21 protein-coding genes are annotated in these 21,769 nt (G+C 49.4%); 14 read left to right on the forward strand and 7 right to left on the reverse strand.

Going from position 1 to position 21,769, the window contains the following annotated elements; genetic code table 11:
• Nucleotides 1-89: 89 nt before the first annotated feature.
• The 5 genes from LRP57_RS00490 to LRP57_RS00510 form a co-directional block, all read right to left on the reverse strand.
• Entirely contained in the window at nucleotides 90-710 is a 621-nt protein-coding gene (locus tag LRP57_RS00490) for an excalibur calcium-binding domain-containing protein (protein WP_231203998.1), read from the reverse strand.
• 60 nt (nucleotides 711-770) lie between these two features.
• Nucleotides 771-1,253, reverse strand: a complete 483-nt coding sequence (locus LRP57_RS00495) for a hypothetical protein (protein WP_231204000.1) — start codon at nucleotides 1,251-1,253, stop codon at nucleotides 771-773.
• A 471-nt stretch (nucleotides 1,254-1,724) separates the two neighbouring features.
• Complete coding sequence (locus tag LRP57_RS00500) at nucleotides 1,725-2,825, reverse strand: sugar kinase (RefSeq protein ID WP_231204002.1); 1,101 nt, start codon at nucleotides 2,823-2,825, stop codon at nucleotides 1,725-1,727.
• The gene (eda, locus tag LRP57_RS00505) at nucleotides 2,822-3,454 is read right to left on the reverse strand and encodes a bifunctional 4-hydroxy-2-oxoglutarate aldolase/2-dehydro-3-deoxy-phosphogluconate aldolase (RefSeq protein ID WP_231204004.1); all 633 of its coding nucleotides are present in this window, start codon (nucleotides 3,452-3,454) and stop codon (nucleotides 2,822-2,824) included. The genes LRP57_RS00500 and eda overlap by 4 nt, the downstream gene beginning before the upstream one ends.
• Nucleotides 3,455-3,488: 34 nt before the next feature.
• Complete coding sequence (locus tag LRP57_RS00510) at nucleotides 3,489-4,286, reverse strand: IclR family transcriptional regulator (RefSeq protein ID WP_231204006.1); 798 nt, start codon at nucleotides 4,284-4,286, stop codon at nucleotides 3,489-3,491.
• A 232-nt stretch (nucleotides 4,287-4,518) separates the two neighbouring features.
• Here LRP57_RS00510 and LRP57_RS00515 point away from each other — a divergent pair, with 232 nt between their 5' ends.
• The 11 genes from LRP57_RS00515 (at nucleotide 4,519) to LRP57_RS00565 (ending at nucleotide 17,018) form a co-directional block, all read left to right on the forward strand.
• Entirely contained in the window at nucleotides 4,519-6,126 is a 1,608-nt protein-coding gene (locus LRP57_RS00515; protein ID WP_231204008.1) for a mannitol dehydrogenase family protein, read from the forward strand.
• The gene (uxuA, locus tag LRP57_RS00520) at nucleotides 6,123-7,199 is read left to right on the forward strand and encodes a mannonate dehydratase (RefSeq protein ID WP_231204010.1); all 1,077 of its coding nucleotides are present in this window, start codon (nucleotides 6,123-6,125) and stop codon (nucleotides 7,197-7,199) included. Before LRP57_RS00515 ends, uxuA begins: the two co-directional genes overlap by 4 nt.
• Before the next feature lie 229 nt (nucleotides 7,200-7,428).
• Complete coding sequence (locus LRP57_RS00525; protein ID WP_231204012.1) at nucleotides 7,429-8,880, forward strand: MFS transporter; 1,452 nt, start codon at nucleotides 7,429-7,431, stop codon at nucleotides 8,878-8,880.
• Between the two features lie 8 nt (nucleotides 8,881-8,888).
• Nucleotides 8,889-9,914: an L-idonate 5-dehydrogenase gene (locus LRP57_RS00530; protein ID WP_231204014.1), complete on the forward strand. Its 1,026-nt coding sequence runs from the start codon at nucleotides 8,889-8,891 to the stop codon at nucleotides 9,912-9,914.
• Between the two features lie 533 nt (nucleotides 9,915-10,447).
• Nucleotides 10,448-10,735 carry a hypothetical protein gene (locus LRP57_RS00535; RefSeq protein WP_231204016.1) on the forward strand — a complete coding sequence of 96 codons (288 nt, stop codon included), beginning with the start codon at nucleotides 10,448-10,450 and terminating at the stop codon, nucleotides 10,733-10,735.
• A gap of 11 nt (nucleotides 10,736-10,746) precedes the next feature.
• Nucleotides 10,747-12,045: a SpaH/EbpB family LPXTG-anchored major pilin gene (locus LRP57_RS00540; protein WP_269213798.1), complete on the forward strand. Its 1,299-nt coding sequence runs from the start codon at nucleotides 10,747-10,749 to the stop codon at nucleotides 12,043-12,045.
• 21 nt (nucleotides 12,046-12,066) lie between these two features.
• Nucleotides 12,067-12,981: a class C sortase gene (locus tag LRP57_RS00545; RefSeq protein ID WP_231204018.1), complete on the forward strand. Its 915-nt coding sequence runs from the start codon at nucleotides 12,067-12,069 to the stop codon at nucleotides 12,979-12,981.
• Between the two features lie 301 nt (nucleotides 12,982-13,282).
• On the forward strand, nucleotides 13,283-14,245 hold the full coding sequence (locus LRP57_RS00550) for a metal ABC transporter substrate-binding protein (protein WP_231204020.1): 963 nt from the start codon (nucleotides 13,283-13,285) through the stop codon (nucleotides 14,243-14,245).
• A gap of 135 nt (nucleotides 14,246-14,380) precedes the next feature.
• Nucleotides 14,381-15,205, forward strand: a complete 825-nt coding sequence (locus LRP57_RS00555; protein WP_231204022.1) for a metal ABC transporter ATP-binding protein — start codon at nucleotides 14,381-14,383, stop codon at nucleotides 15,203-15,205.
• Nucleotides 15,202-16,149: a metal ABC transporter permease gene (locus LRP57_RS00560; protein WP_231204025.1), complete on the forward strand. Its 948-nt coding sequence runs from the start codon at nucleotides 15,202-15,204 to the stop codon at nucleotides 16,147-16,149. The genes LRP57_RS00555 and LRP57_RS00560 overlap by 4 nt, the downstream gene beginning before the upstream one ends.
• Nucleotides 16,149-17,018 carry a metal ABC transporter permease gene (locus LRP57_RS00565; RefSeq protein ID WP_231204027.1) on the forward strand — a complete coding sequence of 290 codons (870 nt, stop codon included), beginning with the start codon at nucleotides 16,149-16,151 and terminating at the stop codon, nucleotides 17,016-17,018. The genes LRP57_RS00560 and LRP57_RS00565 overlap by 1 nt, the downstream gene beginning before the upstream one ends.
• A 105-nt stretch (nucleotides 17,019-17,123) precedes the next feature.
• Here LRP57_RS00565 and gluQRS read toward each other — a convergent pair whose 3' ends face one another.
• Together gluQRS and LRP57_RS00575 are read right to left on the reverse strand one after the other, a co-directional pair.
• Nucleotides 17,124-18,080, reverse strand: coding sequence for a tRNA glutamyl-Q(34) synthetase GluQRS (gene gluQRS / locus LRP57_RS00570; protein WP_231204030.1), 957 nt, complete (start codon nucleotides 18,078-18,080; stop codon nucleotides 17,124-17,126).
• A 120-nt stretch (nucleotides 18,081-18,200) separates the two neighbouring features.
• Nucleotides 18,201-18,518, reverse strand: a complete 318-nt coding sequence (locus tag LRP57_RS00575; RefSeq protein ID WP_231204033.1) for a thiamine-binding protein — start codon at nucleotides 18,516-18,518, stop codon at nucleotides 18,201-18,203.
• Nucleotides 18,519-18,747: 229 nt separating this feature from the next.
• On the opposite strand from LRP57_RS00575, the gene LRP57_RS00580 reads away from it, so the two are divergent.
• From LRP57_RS00580 to LRP57_RS00590, 3 genes are all read left to right on the forward strand, one after another.
• Nucleotides 18,748-19,740, forward strand: a complete 993-nt coding sequence (locus LRP57_RS00580) for a methionine ABC transporter ATP-binding protein (RefSeq protein WP_231204035.1) — start codon at nucleotides 18,748-18,750, stop codon at nucleotides 19,738-19,740.
• Between the two features lie 98 nt (nucleotides 19,741-19,838).
• The gene (locus LRP57_RS00585; RefSeq protein WP_231204573.1) at nucleotides 19,839-20,501 is read left to right on the forward strand and encodes a methionine ABC transporter permease; all 663 of its coding nucleotides are present in this window, start codon (nucleotides 19,839-19,841) and stop codon (nucleotides 20,499-20,501) included.
• A 357-nt stretch (nucleotides 20,502-20,858) separates the two neighbouring features.
• Nucleotides 20,859-21,713, forward strand: coding sequence for a MetQ/NlpA family ABC transporter substrate-binding protein (locus LRP57_RS00590; protein ID WP_231204038.1), 855 nt, complete (start codon nucleotides 20,859-20,861; stop codon nucleotides 21,711-21,713).
• Nucleotides 21,714-21,769 lie beyond the last annotated feature (56 nt).

Consider the following 21,769-nt stretch of genomic DNA (forward strand, 5'->3'; position numbering starts at 1 on the left):
ACCCAGACGAACAAGGCAGCTGGGCCTACAGTGCCTAGGGCGATAAAAGCCTTGTTCGCCAGGTACTAGCGTTTAATAGTGAGGAAACACTACTTTTCACAGGCGACACCATCACCATCACGGTCGAGCTTGCTCCGATACCCAGGTTCCCCTCGGTAAATAGGGGCCGCACCTGCTGCTTTAGCCTCTGCGCAATTCGCGTAGTACACAGAATCGCTTCCGCCTCCGCCTCTGCCTTGCGGAGCAGGCACAGGTGCATTGTATTGAGCTGCTTGACGTTGACGTTCTGCTTCAGCTTGTTGTGCAGCTACAGCTTGGCGTTCCGCTTCTTCGGCAGCAGCTTTATCGGATTCACGCTGCGCAATGCTTTTCTCACGATCTGCGAGTTCACTTTGTTCTTGAATGAGTGTTTTCTGGGCCGAATTCACTTCTTCTTCGAGAACAGACAGTTCTGAGGAACGTTCTTCGAGTTCCTTTTTCCTTTGAGGGATCTTATGTGATTTTTGTCGTGCGCTCAGTAGCTCTTTTTCTTTCTGCGACTGCGTATCAGTAAGTGCGCTTTGCTGCTCCTGTAAAGTTGCGACTTGATTCTTTAGCTTTTCTATTTCTTTTATACGCGCACTGTAACCTGTGCCCATTGAGAGCAAGAAAAGAAATGAGGCAACAATTAATGTAATGACAATAGCGCCTTTGATATTAAAAATTTTCATATTGTATTCACTCAGTGATTGCCGTAGAAGTAGGAGTGGTGAGTTTCTTTGGTTCATGGTCTAAAGATTGGCCTCACGTGAGTCAAGATCAGCTTTTTTCTCTTGGTTTTTTTGCTGAGTTATTTCGTTGGCTGAACGCTGCGAATTAATGCTTTGGGCCTTTTTCTTCAGAAGATCTTCGGCAGAGAGGATATCTTGCTCTCGTTTATTAAAATCCTGAATTTTTTCTGTCTTTTCTTTAATATCTTCGTTCAACTGAGTGATTGATGCGTTGAGGTCGCTTAGCTGTTCTTCAAAGGATGTTTTTTCATTTCCGCGTGAAGAATGTCCAATACTGTAGCCAATGACTGTGACCGTAATAGCTACTATGAGTGCCAGAATAGCCGCTAGGACTGTCAGAAAAATGGTGGACTTTTGATTCTCGGCCCGAAGTTTTGAAATTAAGTGATGAATTAGGGGAGTTTGTGCTGGAGATGTGGGATTTGATGTGGTGGAAAGATTTATCTGTGTTTCATCTTCGCTAGGCTCTTGTTGGGGTGGCAAGCTATTGCTTGACTGTGTAGCAGAGTGCTGGGTGAGTCCCCCCCCCTGATGTGGTCAATGAATCGTTTGCTTTGTGTTTTGCAGAAGAAAGGGGATCGGATTTCATAGAGATCCTTGCGGCGTTGCGGATTTTTAGGATATGTACAGTATATCGGATGTATTTTGGAACAAAAACAGTGCAGAAGCTAAGTCCCTCATAAAGTATGATCCACTTGTTTCAATGGCGCGGAAGGCGTAAACCCTACTGAAAACATGAGAAAGGCGGAGCAGTTACGCTCCGCCAATCCACCTGAGTATCTGCGGTTATCGTGCCAGTAGCGTCAATATCAGCAGTATCATCAGCAGTGTCAATAAAACCTGTGCGTATTCCTTTTCCTTATGACTGATCCCACTCTGCAACGTATTACCCGTTATCACACAGAAGTCCAGATCAAAGTCACGATGAAGTTATCACAGGATGATTGCTACTTTTCAACGTTGCACGCGCGCGCCTGCGCCTTTCATGAGGCGTTCGACTTCTTCAAGCCGCGCAGTTGATGTATCACCTGGAGTTGTCATTGCCAAAGCGCCATGAGCAGCCCCGTATTCGACAGCCTGAGTAATGTCACCCTTTTCCATCAGGCCATAAATGAGGCCGGAAGCAAATGAATCCCCGCCGCCAACACGATCCAAAATCTCTAAACCGTTGCGCTGAGTTGCCTGAGCAAAACCGGTTTCACGGTCCCACGCGATTGCGCCCCAGTCGTTAATGGTTGCTGTGTGTACTTGACGTAGTGTTGTCGCAATGACCTGGAAATTTGGGTAGGCCTTTGAAACTTGATTAATCATGGCTTTGAAAGAGTCGATTTCAAGATTTGTGAGGTTTTCGTTGGCTCCTTCGACCTCGAAGCCAAGGGCAGCAGTGAAGTCCTCCTCATTGCCAATCATGACATCCACGTAGCGAGCGAGTTCACGATTGACTTCCTGCGCTTTTTCTATGCCGCCGATGCCTTTCCAAAGGGATGGGCGATAGTTGAGGTCGTAGGACACGATTGTTCCGTACTTTTTGGCAGTGGCCATTGCGTGTGCGGCGACTGCGGCAGTATTGGCGGAAAGTGCAGCGAATATGCCGCCGGTATGTAGCCATCGCACACCGAGTGTGCCGAAAATGTGGTCCCAGTCGATGTCATTGATATTTGCCTGTGAGATCGCAGTGTTCCCGCGGTCGGAACATCCCACTGCTCCGCGGATCCCGTAGCCGCGTTCGGTGAAGTTCAGGCCATTTCGGGCGTTACGGCCTACCCCATCGGATTCAACCCAGTGAATGAATTGCGTGTCTAATCCGGAGGTGAGAATAAGGTCTTCTAGGAGTTTACCTACTTCGTCGTTTACGAGGGAGGTGATGATGGCTCCTCGTTTACCGAAGCAGCGGCGTAATCCGCGTGCGACGTTGTATTCGCCGCCGCCTTCCCATACGTTAAATGAGCGGGCAGTGCGGATGCGGTTTTCAGCGGGGTCAAGCCGTAACATGACTTCGCCGAGCGAGACAATATCGTAGGCGCATTCGTGTGCGGGGCGTAGGTTCAGTGTCATCGTCCGGTCTCCTTTGCGATAGTCATGGCTTGTGCGCATAGTGAAGTGATTGTGTCCCATTGGTTGGCGTGGATGAGTTTCTTATCGACCATCCAGGAGCCGCCACATGCGGCGATATGTGGAACTGCTAGGTATTCTGCGAGGTTTTGTGCGTTTACTCCGCCGGTGGGGACGAAACGTAATTGAGGAAATACTGAGGCGAATGAGGACATGGCGGGGATGCCGCCCATGATGTTGGCGGGGAAGAATTTGACGGTATCAAGCCCATATTCGAGGGCCGCCATGATGAGTGTGCCATCAGTGCAGGCTGGTAGGACAGGTACGCCTGCTTCTTGACAGTGACGCACGACATTCGCGCTGAATCCGGGGGAGACGATGTACGTGGCGCCTGCTTCGATAGCGGCTTCTGCTTGTGCGACGTTGAGGACGGTTCCTGCGCCGACGTTTAGACCATCAATACGTGACATTTCGCGGATAGCGTCGGGAGCTGCTGCTGTGCGGAATGTGACTTCTGCTGTGGTGATGCCTCCGGCCAGCAGGGCGCGGGCGACGTTGATTCCTTGGTCCACTGAATCTACGACGACAACAGGAATAACGGGATTTGAGGTGAATAGGTCGTGAAGTGACACGTATTTCTCGCTTTCTTTGAGGTGAAAGGATGTTTTATGGCTGAGGTGTGAAAGTGGTGATTTGGGGGATGTGGGCTTCGGTCACGGTTTTTGTGAGAAGCCCAGCGAGGTCGTGGAGGCGTTCGTGACTGCATCTTTCGATGGGCATGGTGATGGACACTGAGGCTGTGGCTTGTCCTGCGACTAGCAGGGGGATTGCGACGCATGCAATGCCGGGTTCGTTTTCTTCAATTTCGATGGCGTACCCGTGGGTGCGGACTCGTTCGATTTCTTGTTGTATGCGTTCAGCGAGGTTATTGGCAGGGGATTTAACGGCGGTGATCCATGTGTCAATGGTGAATGTGTGATCTGCTAGTACTCCCATAAGTGAACGGCCCATTGCTGTGGTGGCGGCAGGTATGCGTCGTCCGATTTGTGACCATACGCGCACGGCTCGGTCGGGTTCTACTTTGTCGAGGTAAACCATTGTTTTTTCTGAGAGTTGTCCGAGGTGGACGAGTTCATGAGATTGTGCGCATAGGCTTTCAAGGATTGGGTGGAGTGTGGTGGTGAGTCGTTCGGAGGCGTTCCACCAGCGTGCGATGATGGAGGAAGTTGTTCCGAGGTGGTAGTTTCCGTTGTGGTCTTGTGTGACCCAGTCGCGTGCGCGCAAGGTGGCGAGTGTGTGGTGCAGACTGGATTTGTTCATTGAGAGGGCTGTGGCGATTTCGAGGAGTGTTTGTCCTTCAGGTCCGAGGGTGGACATGTGTTCGATTATGCGTAGGGCTTTATCGACTGAGGTAATGGTTGTGCTTCGCTTGGATGGGGTGGGGGCTACGTTGCCTACCGCCATGGGATCCTCCTGTGGATGTGAATATAACGTATTCGATTGATAATGCGAAACGCTTATTCGATATTGTGAAACTTAGTTTTAATGTACACCGCTTCAATGGGGATGCAAAGTGGAGTTTCATTCTTTTCTTTACGCATTGACGTATCTGTAGGGAGGCGCTAAAGTTTAATTTAATGAAACGATGGTTTCATGATATGAAACATTGTACTATGGTTTGACGAAAGGGCAAGCAATGAGGCTTGGAGTAGAAAGCCTGTCATCACATGAAATGATGAATGCAGGTATCACGCTTCCTCAATTCGACGTTTCCCGCATACGCGAATCCGCCATTAAAACGCCACGCTGGATGCACTTTGGCCCAGGAAATATTTTCCGCGTCTATATCGCTCGCCTTGCACAAGAACTGATGGAAGCAGGGGAGCCGCAGTGCGCAATAAGTGCGCTCGTCCCACTGTCCCCACTGGAACTGGACCGTCAGCTCGCACCTTTTGACCTCCTCACATTAGGAGTCACACTCCATGCAGACGGCCACAGTGATATGAATGTCATTGCATCCCTGAGTGAAGGACTGGCCTACCAGCGGGCCAAAGACTTTGAACGCGCCGCCACCATCATCACAGAACCTAGCCTACAAATCCTGTCATTCACCATTACAGAAAAGGGCTACCAGCTCACAGGATTCGACGGACAATACCAGCCAGCCCTTCTTAAAGACTTAGAACGCAATCCAGAAGAACCCATGGAAAATACCATGGCAATGGTTACGGGCCTGCTTGTACGTCGCTTCCGCTGTGGAGGAAGCCCATTAGCCCTGCTGTCATGCGATAACTTCTCACACAACGGCGACAAACTCCGTGACAGTGTGACCGCCGTGGCGAAAGAATGGATAAAGCGCGGCCTCGTTGAAAAAGAATTCCTTGATTGGTTGAATAACCCTGCCTGCGTCTCTTTCCCAATTTCTGTGATCGACAAAATCACTCCACGTCCCAGCGAAGATATTGCTCGCACGCTTGCGCAGCTTGGCTTTGAGGATATGGAACTTGACACTACAACCCGTACCCCACTGGCCGGTTTTGTGAACACAGAACCCGCAGAATACCTCGTTATTGAAGATCGCTTCCCAAATGGTCGTCCGGCTCTTGAAAAAGTTGGAGTGTACTTCACCGACCGTGAAACATGTGACCGTTTTGAACACATGAAAGTCACTACCTGCTTGAACCCGCTACATACAGCGCTTGCAGTCACAGGTGTTCTTCTTGGATACACGCGTATTGATGAGGAAATGAAAGACCCCGGTTTGTTAGGTCTTGTTCACCGACTCGGCTGGGATGAGGGTATGCCGGTTGTTGTGGACCCGGGAATTATCTCTCCAGCAGATTTCCTGCGCGAAGTCGAAGAAGAACGTTTCCCGAATGCTTTCCTCGGTGATACGCCACAGCGTATCGCCTCAGATACTTCACAAAAACTACCTATTCGTTTCGGTGAAACTATCAAAGCCTATCTTGCACATGAGGAACTGGACCTTAAAAACCTCACAGCAATACCTTTTGTCTTTGCAGCCTGGTGCCGTTACCTCATGGGAGTAGCTGACGATGGTTCCCCCATGGAACTATCCCCGGATCCGCTACTTGAAGAACTGATGCCTTTCTTTGCAGATGTGCGACTTGGGCAACCAGAAACGAGTGCCGGGGTCCTGCGTCCCATTTTGTCACGACCCGAAATATTCGGAGTTGATCTGTACACAACCCCACTTGCCTCACAAGTAGAAGAACTTTTTACACACATGATTGCCGGAGCAGGCGCGGTCCGCTCCATCCTCGATAAGGAGTTCGCACGATGAAAATGACTTTCCGCTGGTATGGCAGCCAATCTGATCCCATCCCATTGCAATACATTAAACAAATCCCCGGAGCAACAGGCTTAATGGGGGCAATGGACTGGATTCCTGTAGGTGAAGTCTGGCCAGAAGAAGAAATTAAAAAGTATGTTGATGAGGTTCACGCCGCCGGACTTGAGGTGGAAGTAATTGAATCCGTCAACGTGCATGAGGATATTAAATTAGGCAAGCCTACTCGTGATCGCTATATTGCGAACTACTGCCAAACACTTGAAAATTTGGCGAAGTACGGAATCAAAGTGGTCGTTTATAACTTCATGCCTGTCTTTGACTGGCTACGTACAGAACTTGCCCACGTTAATGAGGACGGCTCAACGTGCCTGTACTACGATCACGCAGTTCTTGAAGGAATGACACCGCAAGATATTGTGAAATCTACCCTTGAAGGCAGTGAATTCTCTTTACCAGGGTGGGAACCTGAACGTCTGGCGCATTTAGATGAGGTCATGGAACAGTACACAGCTATGACTGAAGATCAGCTGCGTGAAAACTACAAGTACTTCCTTGAAGGCATTATTCCCACCTGTGAACGAGTCGGTATTCGCATGGCAGTTCACCCTGATGATCCCGCATGGCCACTTTTTGGTATTCCACGTATCTGCAATAAAGAATCTGACTTAGAAAAAATCGTTGCTTTAGTTGATTCGGCAGCCAATTCCTTATGCGTATGCTCTGGTTCTTTGGGATCGAATCCTGAAAACGATGTCCCCGGTATTTTCCGTCGCTTCGGTGAACGTGGCCGCATTGCTGCTGCGCATGTGCGTAATGTTCGCTACTTAGGCGATAAACACTTCCAGGAAGCTGCACACCTGTCCAGCGACGGAAACCTTGACATGCACGCCATTATGAAAGCTATCCACGATACGTGCCCAGACGTATATGTGCGTCCTGACCACGGTCGCATGATTTGGGGGGAAACTGGCCGCCCAGGATACCCCCTGTACGACCGTGCCCTGGGCTTGGTGTACCTCAACGGCCTGTATGAAGCAATCACGAAAGAAACACGCACGAACTGATCGCGCATATTCGATTACAGAAAATCATATGACCACGGTGCAGACAGTGTGAGCGTGTACTGCTCCTTATTCAACACCTGTGAAGGAAAAGTACGCTTCCCGTTGTCGCTGCTCGGGCCTCATTTTCGCAGTCTCTGTGATCGACTCCCATAACAAACGGAATGGTCCGAACATATGAAGTTCGGACCGCCGTTACCCCCTATGGTGGGTTTTCCTAGAAAGGCAACATATGTCAACAACATCTGCTGCGCATACGGCTACATCACCTTCTGTGGTGACTCGTACAACCGGTGATCTTGTCAAAGCAGCTATGAGTGGCTGGCTTGGTACAGCATTGGAATTTATGGATTTTCAGCTGTATTCCTTGGCTGCGGCCCTAGTTTTTAAGGACATTTTCTTTGGGCACGGTAGCCAAGCTGTTGCCATCATGTCCGCTATGGCTGTGTACGGTGTAGGCTACATTGCTCGTCCTATTGGCGCATGGTACTTCGGCCGCATGGGTGACCGTATTGGCCGCACGAAGGTTTTATTCATCACCATCGCGATGATGGGTGTCGCTACGACACTGATCGGCATACTGCCTACCTACGATCAGGTAGGTATGATCGCGCCGTTGTTACTGGTGTTCTTGCGACTCATTCAAGGTTTTGGTGCAGGCGCTGAAATTGCTGGCGCCTCTGTCATGCTTGCAGAGTACGCTCCACGTGAACGTCGTGGCATTATTTCTTCACTCGTTGCTCTTGGCACCAACTCTGGCACACTGGGGGCCTCTGCTATCTGGGCGATCCTGCTGGCAGTTATGGGTAATGATGCTGTGGTTGATTGGGGTTGGCGTATTCCCTTCCTCGCCTCAGTGGTTGTGATGGGACTGGCTGTTTACATTCGTTTACACCTGAAAGAAACCCCTGTTTTTGAGGCCTCAACAGAAGAAATCATTGAAGCCTACGATCAGCCTTTGTCTGCCCGTGAAGGTGAAGCTGAAACTACTCAGCTTGTCGCTGAAAAGGCAAAAACACCGAAGTCAGTGAAAGCATTTATCATTGCATCAATTCTGCGTTTTGGGCAGTCCGGTAACTCGGGTATGGTCCAGACCTACATGATTACTTTCTTGACTGCGAATATCCTTGTGGCAAAGACGGTTGCTTCAAGTGTTGTTATGTATTCATCAATTGTTGGTTTCTTGACGGTCCCTCTTATTGGTTACCTTGGTGATCGTTTTGGCCGTAAGCGCATGTACATTGGTGTGACAATCGCGGGTCTGATCGCAATTATCCCGTGCTTCTACCTCATGCTGAATAACTTGGGGACACACACGGTGATGGAAAAGACAGCGAACGGCGAAATTGCTCACTTCTCGCAGCCGACTTTGCTGTTCTTTGTTGGCTACATTGTCTTGCATAACATCACAGTTTTGTCGATGTTCTCCTTGGAAAATATCACGATGGCGGAATGTTTCGGTTCTGCGCATCGTTACGAACAGCTCGCTTTGTCAAAGGAATTACCGAACCTTCTGACTGCTGGTTTTGGCCCGCTGATCGCGGCTGCGTTGGTCGCTGTATTCCAGTCGTGGATTGCTTTGGCCATCATGATGGCTTTCTACACAGGTTTGACTCTGATCGCAGCAATCGTTATGCCTGAGGTTGCTAAACGTGACCTGACGCTCCGAGAGGACGCAATGTAATGAAGGCAGTGCGCGTTGAAAAAAACGGTGACAGTGTTGAATTACGGGTGGATGAGGTTCCTGATCCGTTACCTGGCGCTGGCGAAGTCCGTGTAGCAATGGAATGGGGCGGCATTTGTGGCTCTGATTTGGCTTACTGGAAGCACGGTTCCTCTGGTACCGCTATTTTGCGTGAGCCGCTGATTCTTGGACATGAAATTGCTGGGCACATTGATGCCGTTGGTGAAGGCGTTCAGGGTTTGTCCTGCGGTGATCGTGTCACTGTGCATCCTGCAACGAATGTCGGTAACTATGTGATGCCAGAGCATTTACGTGGTCGTGATAATTTGTGGCCTGAATGTCGTTACTTTGGTTCAGCTGCTTTCTTGCCGCATGAGATGGGTGGTTTTTCCACGTATCGTGTGGTGCGTGCAGATCAGATTCGTCTGCTCCCTGAATCGGTGAGTACTCGTCATGGTGCGGTTGCTGAGCCTTTAGGTGTGGCTTTGCATGCCGTGAAACGTGCCGGTGATCTGACAGGGAAGCGCGTGTTGGTCAATGGCACTGGTCCGATTGGTGCTTTATGTGTGGCTGCTGCGCGTCATGCGGGCGCGGCCACGGTTTATGCGGCTGATATGGCTCCGGCTGCTTTAGCTATTGCTGGGGCGATGGGTGCTGATGAGCTGATTAATCGCGCTGAGGGGCAATCATTACCTGAAGATGTTGATGTGGCGATTGAGGCGACGGGTGTCTCACGTACTTTAGGTGACGTGTTCTTGGCTACGGTACGTGGGGGACGTGTGGTTCAGGTGGGTAATATGCCTGCCGGTGAAGTTCCTGCGGCTCTTGGCCAAATAGTGACACGTGAGATTGAATACGTTGGTTCTTATCGTTTTGTTGATGAGATCACTGAAGCGATTGCTGCTATGGCTGATGGCGTGAATGTGGAGCCTTTGCTGACTCATTCATTTGACATCGATCAGGCTGCTCAGGCTTTCGCTGTTGCTGCTGATCGTTCAACGGGTTCATCGAAGGTCATGTTAAAACTCAGCTAAACACATATGCATGTTGCAATGTAATATGCTTGGGGGTGGGAGACTTTTTTAGAAGTCTCCCACTCGTGTTTTCCTAAGAAAGTGCAGGATGGTCTTTCGCGTTCTCGTCCTCATTGTTGATCCTCTGTCTTTTTGTTGGTCTTTGATAATGGGGAGGGTGCAGAAAAACATGGTGAGACTTCACATATTTGAGGTTGTGAGAAGGGCTCTTTCTGGCTTAAAAGAATGAGAGATTTTCCCACATTTCATTTATGTTAAAAATGTAAAGAAATGTGTTGGTAGGGTATGCTATGTGGCATACAAGAACCTTGAATAAAATATGCGATAACCCGCAGTTTTATAGGGTCTTGAAGCATGTGGTTAGTCTGTAATGTCTGCCGTTTACACCTTTGCCTGTGGAATAGTGACTGAGGAAACAGCGCTATCGGTGTGAGCTGAAGGCATTCGATTATCCGCCACTGCTTGTCCGTGTGATGATTCCGTCTGCTTTCATCATTCCGCTTGATGGAGCCATAATGAAGGAAAAAGAACATATGAGGATGTTTCCCAAAATCGGTGCGAGTGTAGCAGCGGCTTCGCTTGCTCTCTCTGTCTTAGCATCAGCTGCTCTGGCTGCTCTGCCTGATTCTCCAGTCGATTCAGCTCAGGACGGTAAAGCCTCAATCACTATCGTCAAATACAAGAAAAATAAAGACAACGGCTCAGTGATTGGTAATGGTACTGAACTTACTGCGGCTCCTGGCAGTGCCGAGCCGATGGCCGGTGCAAAATTCACGCTGACAAAAGTCCAAAGCGTTCTCGTTGGGGGGGGGAAGCTGTAGACGTCTCTAACCTGGATTACACCAAGAATGAATCATGGGCAAAGATCCGCAAGGTACTTGGCGATGGCGCGAAACCAACAGGTACAGTGACTTTGGACTCTGCTCCTGTGGGTGAAAAGACCACAGGCATGGACGGTATCGCTAAATTTGAAAACCTCCATTTTGGCCTTTACAAGGTTTCAGAAACCCAAGCTCCTGATGGTGCAACTCCAGCTGAAGACTTCTATGTGACACTTCCAATGCCTCACACTGAAGGGGCTTCACCGGACCACGTGAATAAGTACCTTTACAATGTATTCGCTTACCCGAAGAACAAAGTCGAATACATTACGAAGAAGGTTGATGATTCAGCTCTGCGTTCCTCTGAACAAGATTTTTCCTGGACACTTGAATCCTCGGTGAACTCCTACGAAAAAGATGGTCAAAAGGGAATCACGAAATACACAATCACCGATACCTTGGATTCGCGTTTAACTTACAAGTCCATTGAAATTAAAGGGCTGGCTGGTACTGAAGGCGCGCAAGAAGTAACTTTTGCTGAAGGCGTTGATTTCACTGCTACTTTCGATCAGTCAAACCGCAAGCTCACCATTGAATTCATCGATTTCACCAAACTGAACTCGATCGCAAGCGATGGCGGTAAACTCACCACTCAATTTGTCACTACTTTCAATGCTGTGGGTACTGACGGTTCTGCTGTTTCCGGCGGTAACATCACCGACCTGAAGAACAAGGCATACCTGCGTCCAAACCAAGACCCCACCTGGGAAGACGAAGCAAAGCGAGTCCCATCAGATGAGCCGAAGGTTGAACTTGGTCGTATCCAAGCGATTAAGAAGGACGGAAAAACCAACGCTGCTTTGCAAGGCGCAAAGTTTGAACTCTACGATGAAGCTGGTAACAAGCTGAAGTTCTACGACAAAGCCGGCGCGCTTGTTGAGAGCACCACTTCGGATGCAGAAGGTAACCTCTGGTTTGGTGGTTTACGTACCTCCGATCAATCCAGCGGCAAAGAACTGACCGGCGATAACATCGTCAAGTATTACCTTGTTGAGGTTCAAGCTCCGGAAGGCTACGCAAAACTCGCTGAAGCAATTGAAGTTACACTGAAAACCGATCAAGACGGAAATGACCAGAAAGACGAAGACGGCTCAATTGTCACCCTTGACATTGAGAACACTCCTCGTACTCTCTTTGAATTGCCAAAGACCGGTGCCACGATTGCCATGGTCCTTGTCGGTGGTGGCATAATCTTGGTCATCGGTGGTGGACTCTACATGTTTGCTTTGCGTCAGAAGAAGTCAGAGTAACCCTTTCAAGGATTGATGTAATTGAGGCTCAAGGATGGGGATAAGCGTCGAATAATCGCATTAACGCTCATTATCGTGGGCTTGCTGCTGGCAAATTACCCGATGGTCCAAACAACATGGAATAACTGGGAAACCGCCAGAGCTACAGCTCGCGTCATTGAGCAGGCCGCAACAGAGCAGCAAAATGCTTCGGCACTTGAACTCGCAGAGGCATACAATGCGAAACTAGACTCTTTCCCCGTCCTTGACCCGTGGATTGATCGAGTAGCAAAACTCGACAACGATGACTGGGTTGAGTACGTAAAACAACTCAGCTTTGATGAGCGTGGCCTGATGGGTCGCCTCTCAATTGAAACCGTCAATATTGACGTACCGATTTACCATGGCACGCACGATGAAACATTAGAACGCGGTGCCGGCCATTTATTTGGTTCCTCTTTGCCGGTGGGTGGTCCTCATCAACATTCGATCATTACAGCCCACTCAGGTTTAGCAACTGCTTCAATGTTTGATTCATTAAGATCAGTCAGCGTTGGTGATCTTATTCGACTGGACTTCCCAGGCTTTATTCGCGTATATCGAGTGAGTGGTGCGCGTGTGATTAAACCAGAGGATGTTTCAACTTTAGTTCCGCGTGCGCATGAGGATTTATTGACACTGATTACCTGCACACCCTACGGAATCAATACTCATCGTCTGCTTATTGAAGCTAAACGTGACCAGGCGGCCGAGGCGGAACTTTCTGCTGCGGGGAAATCGCCCTCACTTGATTTGATGGGGCATATTCCGGCATGGGTGAAATGGGGTTTTGGTATTGAGTTTGCTGGTGCCGGCATTATTGGTTTCACGATTTTTATGAGGCGCTTGCGTCGCACGCATGTGGAAAATAAAGGACTTCATGTCTCCCGTGATAACGGGCGTATAACAGGTGCGTAGGCGCAGTTTTTTGTGAGTTTTACATGGTGATGTGCGTAGCTCGTATATCGCATGTTCTGGTTGCGTTGAGCTGAGTGGCGGGCCTATCGGGTTTTTGTTGATCGTATGTGCAGGTATTTGCGACGTAGGTACTAGGGATTTTCTGTTGAAAGCAGCTAATGTCGTCTATGCGCATGATTGCCATTCCTTACTACATATAGTGATTTCATGCATAAGAAAATAGACACTTATGTGTTTTGTCTTATACAATTGATTATTAGGTTTGCCTAACCGAAAAAATAAATACACTGGAGGCTTCAATATGAATCGACGACTCATCGGTGCAACAGTGGCGTTGCTCTTTTCCTTGCCACTTGCCGCATGTTCAACCGGCGGCGCTGCCCAATCTGATGCGATGGCCGCATCGGGCGCCCAAACACCCTCTGCAGGAAAACTGTCAATTGTCGCCACAACCGGCTACCTTGGTGATGCCGCCAAACAAATCGCCCCAAATGCTGAGGTCACAGTCCTCGTAGGTCCCGGCGGTGACCCGCACACACAAGAGCTCACCACACAAGACACACAAAAACTTGAAAATGCTGACGTAGTTTTGTGGACCAGCCACGACATGGAACACAAAATGATGGACCAGCTCGACAAGCTCGGTGAAAAACAAGTAGCCGCTGCTGAAGCAATCCCTGAAAGCGACCTATTGCCTTGGGAAGAAGACGGCAAAATCGAAGGCCATGATCCTCACGTATGGAACTCCCCAGATAACTGGAAATATGTCGTCATGGCTGCCGCTGAAAAAATCGCTCAAATCGACGCAAAAAACGCTGACACATACAAAAAGAACGCTGCGGCCTACACCGCAAAGATCGACCAAGCAAAAGCTGACGCCAAGAAACTCTTTGACGCAATACCGCAAGAAAAGCGCGTTCTCATCACAGGACATGACGCATTCAATTACCTCGGCAAGACCTACGGCATTGAAATCCACGCGACAGACTTCGTTTCCTCTGAATCAGAAATGTCCGCGGCTGAAATTGACGAACTTGCCACTTTGATTGCTGAAAAGAAAATCCCCATGATTTTCCAAGACAACTTGAAGAACCCTGAAGCAATCAACCACGTCAAAGACGCTGTGAAATCAAAGGGCTGGGAAGTGGAAGTATCCGACAAGCCTTTGTACGCAGATTCTCTTGGTGAATCAGCCCCAGTGGACACCTACCTCGGTGTCTTTGCCTACAACGCACAAGCAATCACTGAGGCTCTGAACAAGTAACGCACCCACGTGTGCATCCCCTCTTTCAGCCCGCCGAAATAAACATGCGCAGGCGTGAAAGAAATACAGCTGAGCACGGGGTTCGAGAAACTCATACTCTCGAACCCCGTTGTGCTCTTTGAATGAAAGGCGCATATGTTTGCCTGCGAGGTGAAAAACCTTTCCGTTGCTTACCATGACCGCGTTGCCTTACACAACGTATCAATCCAAGTGAACACCGGTGACGTCATGGCGATACTCGGACCAAACGGAGCCGGAAAATCAACACTCGTCAAAGCCGCTGTTGGCCTCATCCCATCTCTTACAGGGAACGTGGAATTCTTCGGTGAACCTCTTGATAAAGTACGTCACCGAGTGGCCTATATGCCACAAGCCGCAGAAATCGACTGGGACTTTCCTGCTACTGTCCGAGACATCGTTACAATGGGAACATACGGGCGACTCGGATGGCTTAAACGCCCAGGAGCACGTGAACACGCTGCCGTGAAAGAATCATTAGAAGCAGTAGGAATTAGTGATCTAGCCGATCGTCAGATCTCGCAACTGTCAGGCGGACAAAAACAGCGCGTATTTGTTGCCCGCACACTCGCGCAACGCGCAGACCTGTGCATCCTCGACGAACCTTTCGCAGGTGTCGATGTGGCTTCTGAACACGCCATCACAGATGTACTCAGCGCACTACAAGAAGCCGGAACCACCGTCATCATTGTCCACCATGACTTATCAACAGTTCGTCGTTTTTGCACAGCATCCACTCTGCTGTCCTCTGGAAAACTCATTGCAACTGGCCCCCTCGAAGAATCCTTCACACAAGACAAATTACATATCGCCTACGGATTACTCGACGAAAAAATGATGAGCGCGCACCCCACGCAAAAGGCGACAGAAAAAACGGCACTACACCCAGAAACCGAAAAACAGGAAGCCGCCCCCGATGAATCAGCGGGAGAAAACAAATGATTCCCGTGGAACTTATTGACCCGCTGACATTTTTTGCCAGCTACACGTTCCGCACAATGCTCATAGGAACAGCGCTGGTCGGTGTGGCTTCCAGTATGCTCGGCGCTTTCTTGTACCTGACAAAACAATCACTCATTTCAGATGTCATGGGACACTCAGCGACATCCGGTGTCACACTCGCTTTTATCGTGGCAGCAGGGCTTTTCGCCGTAGACGGACGATCAATGCTGGTCCTCACCCTTGGTTCAATCATCACATCAACACTTGCCGTATTACTAGCAAATGCGATATCAGTCCACTCGCGCATCGGTATTGACGCGGCAATGGTGATTTGCCTAGCCCTTTTCTACGGTGGGGGAATGGTCCTTTTGAGGGTGATTACTCACTCAACCCTGCCTAATCGTGGCGGCATCGACAAATACATGTTCGGCAACGCGGCCACGCTGACACACGAAGACCTTATAACAGCCGCATGTTTTGCTGCTTTTGCTCTGATAGTTATGTGCGTCGGATGGAAAGAACTCAAAATATTCGCCTTTGACCCTATCCATGCGCAAACCCTTGGATTTTCGCCCAAACTTATCCGCTTCATCCTCCTTGGAGCCGCATCTGTTGCCGTTATCATCGGTATTAAAGCCGTAGGCCTTATCCTTGTTGTCGCATTTGCGATCACACCGGCTGCCGCAGCCCGCCAATGGACGCATCGCCTCTCAACAATGGTGCTGCTTTCAGGTATTTTCGGAGGCTCAGCGGGAGTCATCGGTTCCTACATTTCCGTTAATTTCGGGAAAGTACCGACAGGGCCGGTTATAGTCCTCGTTCTCGCCCTCATTTTGCTGGTGTCATTATTTGCTGCTCCGCAGCGCTCCGTTATCCGGCGGCATAGCGAGCGTATGCGTCAAAGACGAGCTTTGCTGGCCCAAGTCACAGGGGGAACACACTAATGCCTTTCATTGTTTCTGTTGCCCTACTTGCCGTAGTAACAGCACTGGCTTGCGCTTTACCGGGAACATTCATTGTTTTACGTAAACAGTCCATGCTTGTAGAAGCAATCTCCCATGCGGTTCTTCCGGGGATTGTTGTCGGTGCTTTGATTTCCGGCAGCACTCATTCACCGATCATGGTACTTACTGCCGCCATTATGGGGCTCGTAGTCGTCTTTGGAGCGGAAAAACTACGAAATTCAGGGCTTATCGTGGGTGACGCGCATCAGGGCCTCATTTTCCCTGTTCTTTTCGCTATAGGTGTCATCCTTTTGTCCACAGTCTTGCACAGCGTACACCTGTGTCAGGACACGGTTCTTACAGGCGATTTGAACCTCATGGCGCTATCACCTGAACACATTATTTTCGGCACAATTGATATTGGCCCGCGAGTAATGTGGCGGCTTCTTGGTGTTTTCCTGCTGACAGGCGCATACATTGTGCTGGTATATCCGAAACTTAAATTAGCAACCTTTGACCCGCTTCTGGCCCGTTCAATGGGTATTCCTGTGAAAACGATCAGTGCGGGCCTTATGCTGTTGGTTTCCCTGACGGTGGTTGTCGCTTTTGATGCGGCAGGCGCTATCCTCGTGGTTGCCCTGATGGTTGTCCCTCCTGCGACAGCACTTCTCTTTGCTCGCACTTTGCCTGGCATGATGTGCGCAAGTTTAGTGATTGCTGTCGTGTCGGCCCTGCTGGGTTTTTCCATCGCATTGGTAGGAGATTTGGCAACATCATCAATGATGGCGGTGGTTGATGCAGCGGTATTCCTCATCGTGTTTTGTATCGTGAAAGTACGCGAACATGTGATACGCCAACGCGCGATATAAAACCACACGCACCGTGGGGGCAATTCTTCTGAAGGTAACTTCACCTACTTCAGACAGAATTGCCCTCTACTTTATTCGGCCTCATAAGCCACCTACGAATAAGTACTATGCGCGCTGCACAGCCCCATTTTTATCTGTCGGAGGCTCCACAATCCACGGGGCCAGCTCTAAAGTACGCAAAGCCTCATAATCTAAAGCCTGCGATAAATCGGATAGCGAACGCGCCCCACGCACACCGATAGATGTGCCAATCCATTCCACCACGTCAGCGACACTCCACCCCAAGGCGTAAAGATCAGGCAAAGTAACAGCGCCATCACGTTTTGCCAGCCGCACTCCGTCACTATTGAGCGCCAAAGGAACATGCACATATGTTGGCTGGGGGATACCTAAAACATGAGCAAGGGAAGATTGCGCAGGAGCTTGCGCGAGCAAATCATCACCACGAAGCACCTGATCCACCCCCTGAAAAGCGTCATCAAGGACAACTGCAAGGTTATAGGCCACAGCCCCATCGCTTCGTTGAATGACGAAAGAATCCACAGGACCTGTGACATTCCCATGAAGCTCATCCGTTACCGTCCATTCGCTTACAGGAGGACGGAAACGCAGAGCAGGTGCCCGACCTAATGCCGCTAACTCGCGCCGTTTGGAGTTTCGAACAGATTCTGACAAATCTGCGCATGTCCCAGGATAATGACCGTAAGGAGTGTGAGGAGCTGAAGGTGCCGTGCGAATATCTTTACGCGAACAATAACATTCAAAAACATGGCCGCTTTCCATTAAAACAGCGATCGCGTCCTTATGTGCTTTCGTGCGGGATGTTTGAATAAGAACTGGACCATCCCAATTGAGGCCTATCGCCTGAAGATCTTCTAATTGACGCTCAGCAGAGCCAGAACGCACACGGTCAATATCCTCAAGGCGCATAACGAAACGACGACCGGTGCAGCGCGCCCACAGCCACGCTAATATTGCTGTCCGCAGATTTCCAACATGCAGATCACCTGTAGGCGATGGCGCGAAACGGCCAGCACCAACGGCAGAAGAAGTCAGAGACATTCTATTGCTCTTTTCCTATTCGAGCCTGCCCTTGCAAGCCAATCCTCAGCTAGCGGCACAAAGCCTGAATATGCGCGGCCTCAAAGCAGTATGCGCCAGCATGATAGATGCCCCTCACGCTCAGTTGCCCTCAGGAAGCGAATCTATAGCAGCTTCTAGACGAGCAAGTTTACCTTGCAGCTCTCCCGCGTAACCGGAACGTAGATCTGCTTTCAAGATAAGCGACACGCGCGGTGACACTTCCGCTATCGCATCACATGCTGCGCGGATTACCGGCATCACTTCATCCCAGTCACCTTCAATGGTGGTGAACATAGCGGTTGTTTCATGCGGAAGCCCACTTGTGCGCACGACCTGCACAGCGCGAGCAACGGCTTGTGAAACTGAACCATCTGGGCTATCAGAAGTCATAGGTGAAACAGAAAAAGCAAAAAGCATACATGTAGCTTAACTGTGTTCGCAGTGAAAATGAGGCTACGAAAACCCGTAAGAACAGGAAAAGCCACGAAGCGACAATCCACATGTGCTATGTTACATATTCTCATCCCTTTCGCTTTCTTTCCTGCGACCTATGAAAGCTCTAAGGTGAATACGATGCGCACGGTAACACCTATCCGAAGCGCCTGACATATACCGCACATAACTTCGATTCAGCATGGGAGGACACATGATTGACTTGCGTGCAGTACGTAAGGTCTATCCCGTCAAAGGCGGTGCAGAAGTAGTCGCACTCGACGACGTAACACTTCATGTGGATAAGGGAGCGATACACGGCATCGTTGGGCAATCTGGTGCCGGTAAATCAACACTGATTCGCTGCCTTACCGCTTTGGAACGCCCAACAGAAGGCCGTATCACTGTTGACGGAGTGGACTTATCCACGGTACGTGGGCGCGAACTTTTACGCGCTCGCCGCAATATTGGCATGGTTTTTCAAGCGGCAAATCTTTTAGAAGCGCGCACTGCGGCAGCTAATGTGGGATACCCGTTAAAACTTGCTGGTGTCAGCAGGCAAGAAACTGAGCGCAGGGTTGAAGAACTCCTATCCTTGGTGGGTTTAGCTGGGCGAGGTGATTCCTACCCTTCGCAGTTATCAGGCGGTCAGCGTCAGCGTGTCGGTATTGCTCGTGCTTTAGCTGATACGCCTGCCGTGTTGCTTTGTGACGAGCCGACATCTGCTTTGGACTCAGAATCCACGCGGCAAATTTTGTCTCTTTTACGTCATGTACGTGATGTTGCGGGAGTGACAGTTCTGATTATCACCCACGAAATGAGTGTGGTACGTGAAATCTGTGATTCGGTGACATTGCTTGGGCATGGCCGTGTTATTCAAAGTGGGAAAGTTGATGATGTAGTGACTGACCCGACAAGTCCTTTAGCGCGCGAGTTGGTACCTGTTCCTCATGTGGATGATGTGCATATTCCAGAGGCAATGACACTTTTGGATGTCATGTTTACTTCACGGCCGGGGGTTCCCACCGGAGCGAATGTTCTGCGTTTAGCGGCATCATTAGGGGCTGACGTGACTGCGGGAACATTTGAATCGCTTGCGACATCTCAAGTAGGTCGTTTAGCGCTTTCGGTGCCAACAATCCACAAAGATCAGATCATTGCTCAACTTAAAGCCAATAATGTGCACGTTCAGGAGCGCAACCTATGATTGCTTTTACTCATTTTGTTGATATTTTTTCCACTGCGGATACTTTCGTTCCGCTGAAATCGGCTGCCGCTTTATTGTCAGCGGGTAAAGGTGATCCGATGTGGTTGGATAATCCAGCATTGACAAAGAGTTTTTTGCCGGCAGTCGGTGAAACTTTGCTGATGACGGGATTTTCTACTCTTTTCACGGTCATCTTGGGTGTTCCGTTGGGGCTTATTCTGGTTCAGACTAGCAAAGAGGGGCTGACGCCTCATAAATTCATACATCAAACTTTAGGTTTTGTTGTCAATATTTTGCGTTCGTATCCTTTCGTTATTCTTATTATTGCTTTGATTCCTTTCACCCGTTTTGTGGTTGGCAGTTCGCTTGGATGGAAAGCGACAGTTGTTCCACTAGTTATTGGTGCGACACCATTTTTTGCACGGCTTGTTGAAACGAATATTCGTGCTGTTGCTCCGGGGAAAATTGAAGCTGCTCAAATGATGGGGGCGAATCTTTTCCAGATCCAATGGGGCGTGCAAGTACGTGAAGCTTTGCCTGAACTTGTCCAATCTGTGACAGTCCTTGGGATCACACTGGTAGGGTACTCGGCTCTCGCTGGTGTTGTTGGTGGCGGCGGTTTAGGTCAGATGGCAATTAACTACGGGTATAACCGTTTCCAAAGCGATGTCATGATTGTTACTGTGCTCGCTATTTTGCTGCTTGTGCAAGTCATTCAAATCACGGGTGATTTTGTTGCTCGCATGGTGAATCATCGGTGAGGAGCTTCGTGCGCTGGTGCGTTATGTGAATATTTTGTTTGGCAGGTATCTTCGGATCTGATTCGAGGGTGCCTGTCTGCTTATCTGGACAGTGCGCTCGTTAGAGGGGCCGTCTTTCTTTTGGGTCTGCATGGAAATAGCGGATATGCGTGTTCAGATGTATCAGAGAATGTGCTCAAGAGGGCAGGAATATCTCACGCAATAACGGAACCTATGTTACATAAGATCGATGGACGGACCCCTTTTTGTATCTTCGCCTCAAAAGAACAGAATTTAATAAACGTTTCAAACGATGAATATGACCGACATGTGGAGTTCACGCCAGTGGACACCATCAACACCTGGAAAGAGAAAATAATGCGTTCAATCCGTTACGTCGCTGCTTGCGCCGCCGCTGCCCTTATCCTCGCTGGATGCTCGTCTACTGCTTCTTCCTCACGCTCATCTGATACGGCGACTTCTGCTTCTGGCGCTCAAGAAGTTGTCACACTGAAGGTAGGGGCTTCACCTTCACCTCATGCAAAGATTCTTCAATACATCCAAGATCATTTAGCTGCGGAAGCTGGCTTGAAGTTGGATATTGTGGAATACACCGACTATGTGCAGCCGAATGTGGCTTTGAATCAGGGTGAACTGGATGCGAATTTCTACCAGACGGTTCCTTACCTGAATGACCAAACGAAAGAGTATGGCTACGATTTTGTGCCGGGTAAAGGTGTTCACTTGGAACCGTTGGCTGTCTACTCTGAAAAGGTGAAGAACCTGAAAGATTTCCCTGAAGGTGGAAAAATCGGCATCATTGCAGATGTGACAAATCAAGCCCGTGCTTTGAAATTGTTAGCCGATCAGGGTTTCGTCAAGATTAGTGACCCGAAAGCAGATTCTTCGGACATCAACATCAATACAGTTGAGAAATTGAAGAAATTTGAATTTGTTGAGGTTGAAGGCGCCCAGCTTGTGCGTTCACTTGCTGACGTTGATATCGCGGTTATTAACGGTAACTTCGCACAAGAAGGTGGTTTGAGTCCTCATGGTGATGGTTTAGCTATTGAAAGCACTGAAGGAAATGACTCAGCTAACCTTCTCGTGTGGAAGAAGAACCCTAATAAGGCTGATGCTATCGCTAAACTTGAGAAACTTTTGCATTCGGATTCTGTACGCACGTACATCGAAAGCACATGGAAAGACGGTTCCGTTATTCCAACTTTCTGATCGAAAGCTGTATGTGCTGACGAACAGGTGTGGGGTCCTGCGTATTGCAGGACCCC

This window comes from Schaalia sp. lx-260, assembly GCF_021083645.1.
In the GTDB taxonomy this organism is placed as follows: Bacteria; Actinomycetota; Actinomycetes; order Actinomycetales; family Actinomycetaceae; genus Pauljensenia.

Coding starts and splice junctions, on each gene's coding strand:
- LRP57_RS00550 (WP_231204020.1), top strand. CDS start 13,283: ATGAATCGACGACTCATCGGTGCAACAGTGGCGTTGCTCTTTTCCTTG.
- gluQRS (WP_231204030.1), bottom strand. CDS start 18,080: ATGTCTCTGACTTCTTCTGCCGTTGGTGCTGGCCGTTTCGCGCCATCG.
- LRP57_RS00490 (WP_231203998.1), bottom strand. CDS start 710: ATGAAAATTTTTAATATCAAAGGCGCTATTGTCATTACATTAATTGTT.
- LRP57_RS00580 (WP_231204035.1), top strand. CDS start 18,748: ATGATTGACTTGCGTGCAGTACGTAAGGTCTATCCCGTCAAAGGCGGT.
- LRP57_RS00525 (WP_231204012.1), top strand. CDS start 7,429: ATGTCAACAACATCTGCTGCGCATACGGCTACATCACCTTCTGTGGTG.
- LRP57_RS00585 (WP_231204573.1), top strand. CDS start 19,839: ATGTGGTTGGATAATCCAGCATTGACAAAGAGTTTTTTGCCGGCAGTC.
- LRP57_RS00575 (WP_231204033.1), bottom strand. CDS start 18,518: ATGCTTTTTGCTTTTTCTGTTTCACCTATGACTTCTGATAGCCCAGAT.
- LRP57_RS00515 (WP_231204008.1), top strand. CDS start 4,519: ATGAGGCTTGGAGTAGAAAGCCTGTCATCACATGAAATGATGAATGCA.
- uxuA (WP_231204010.1), top strand. CDS start 6,123: ATGAAAATGACTTTCCGCTGGTATGGCAGCCAATCTGATCCCATCCCA.
- LRP57_RS00565 (WP_231204027.1), top strand. CDS start 16,149: ATGCCTTTCATTGTTTCTGTTGCCCTACTTGCCGTAGTAACAGCACTG.
- LRP57_RS00560 (WP_231204025.1), top strand. CDS start 15,202: ATGATTCCCGTGGAACTTATTGACCCGCTGACATTTTTTGCCAGCTAC.
- LRP57_RS00590 (WP_231204038.1), top strand. CDS start 20,859: ATGCGTTCAATCCGTTACGTCGCTGCTTGCGCCGCCGCTGCCCTTATC.
- LRP57_RS00510 (WP_231204006.1), bottom strand. CDS start 4,286: ATGGCGGTAGGCAACGTAGCCCCCACCCCATCCAAGCGAAGCACAACC.
- LRP57_RS00500 (WP_231204002.1), bottom strand. CDS start 2,825: ATGACACTGAACCTACGCCCCGCACACGAATGCGCCTACGATATTGTC.
- LRP57_RS00535 (WP_231204016.1), top strand. CDS start 10,448: ATGAGGATGTTTCCCAAAATCGGTGCGAGTGTAGCAGCGGCTTCGCTT.
- LRP57_RS00555 (WP_231204022.1), top strand. CDS start 14,381: ATGTTTGCCTGCGAGGTGAAAAACCTTTCCGTTGCTTACCATGACCGC.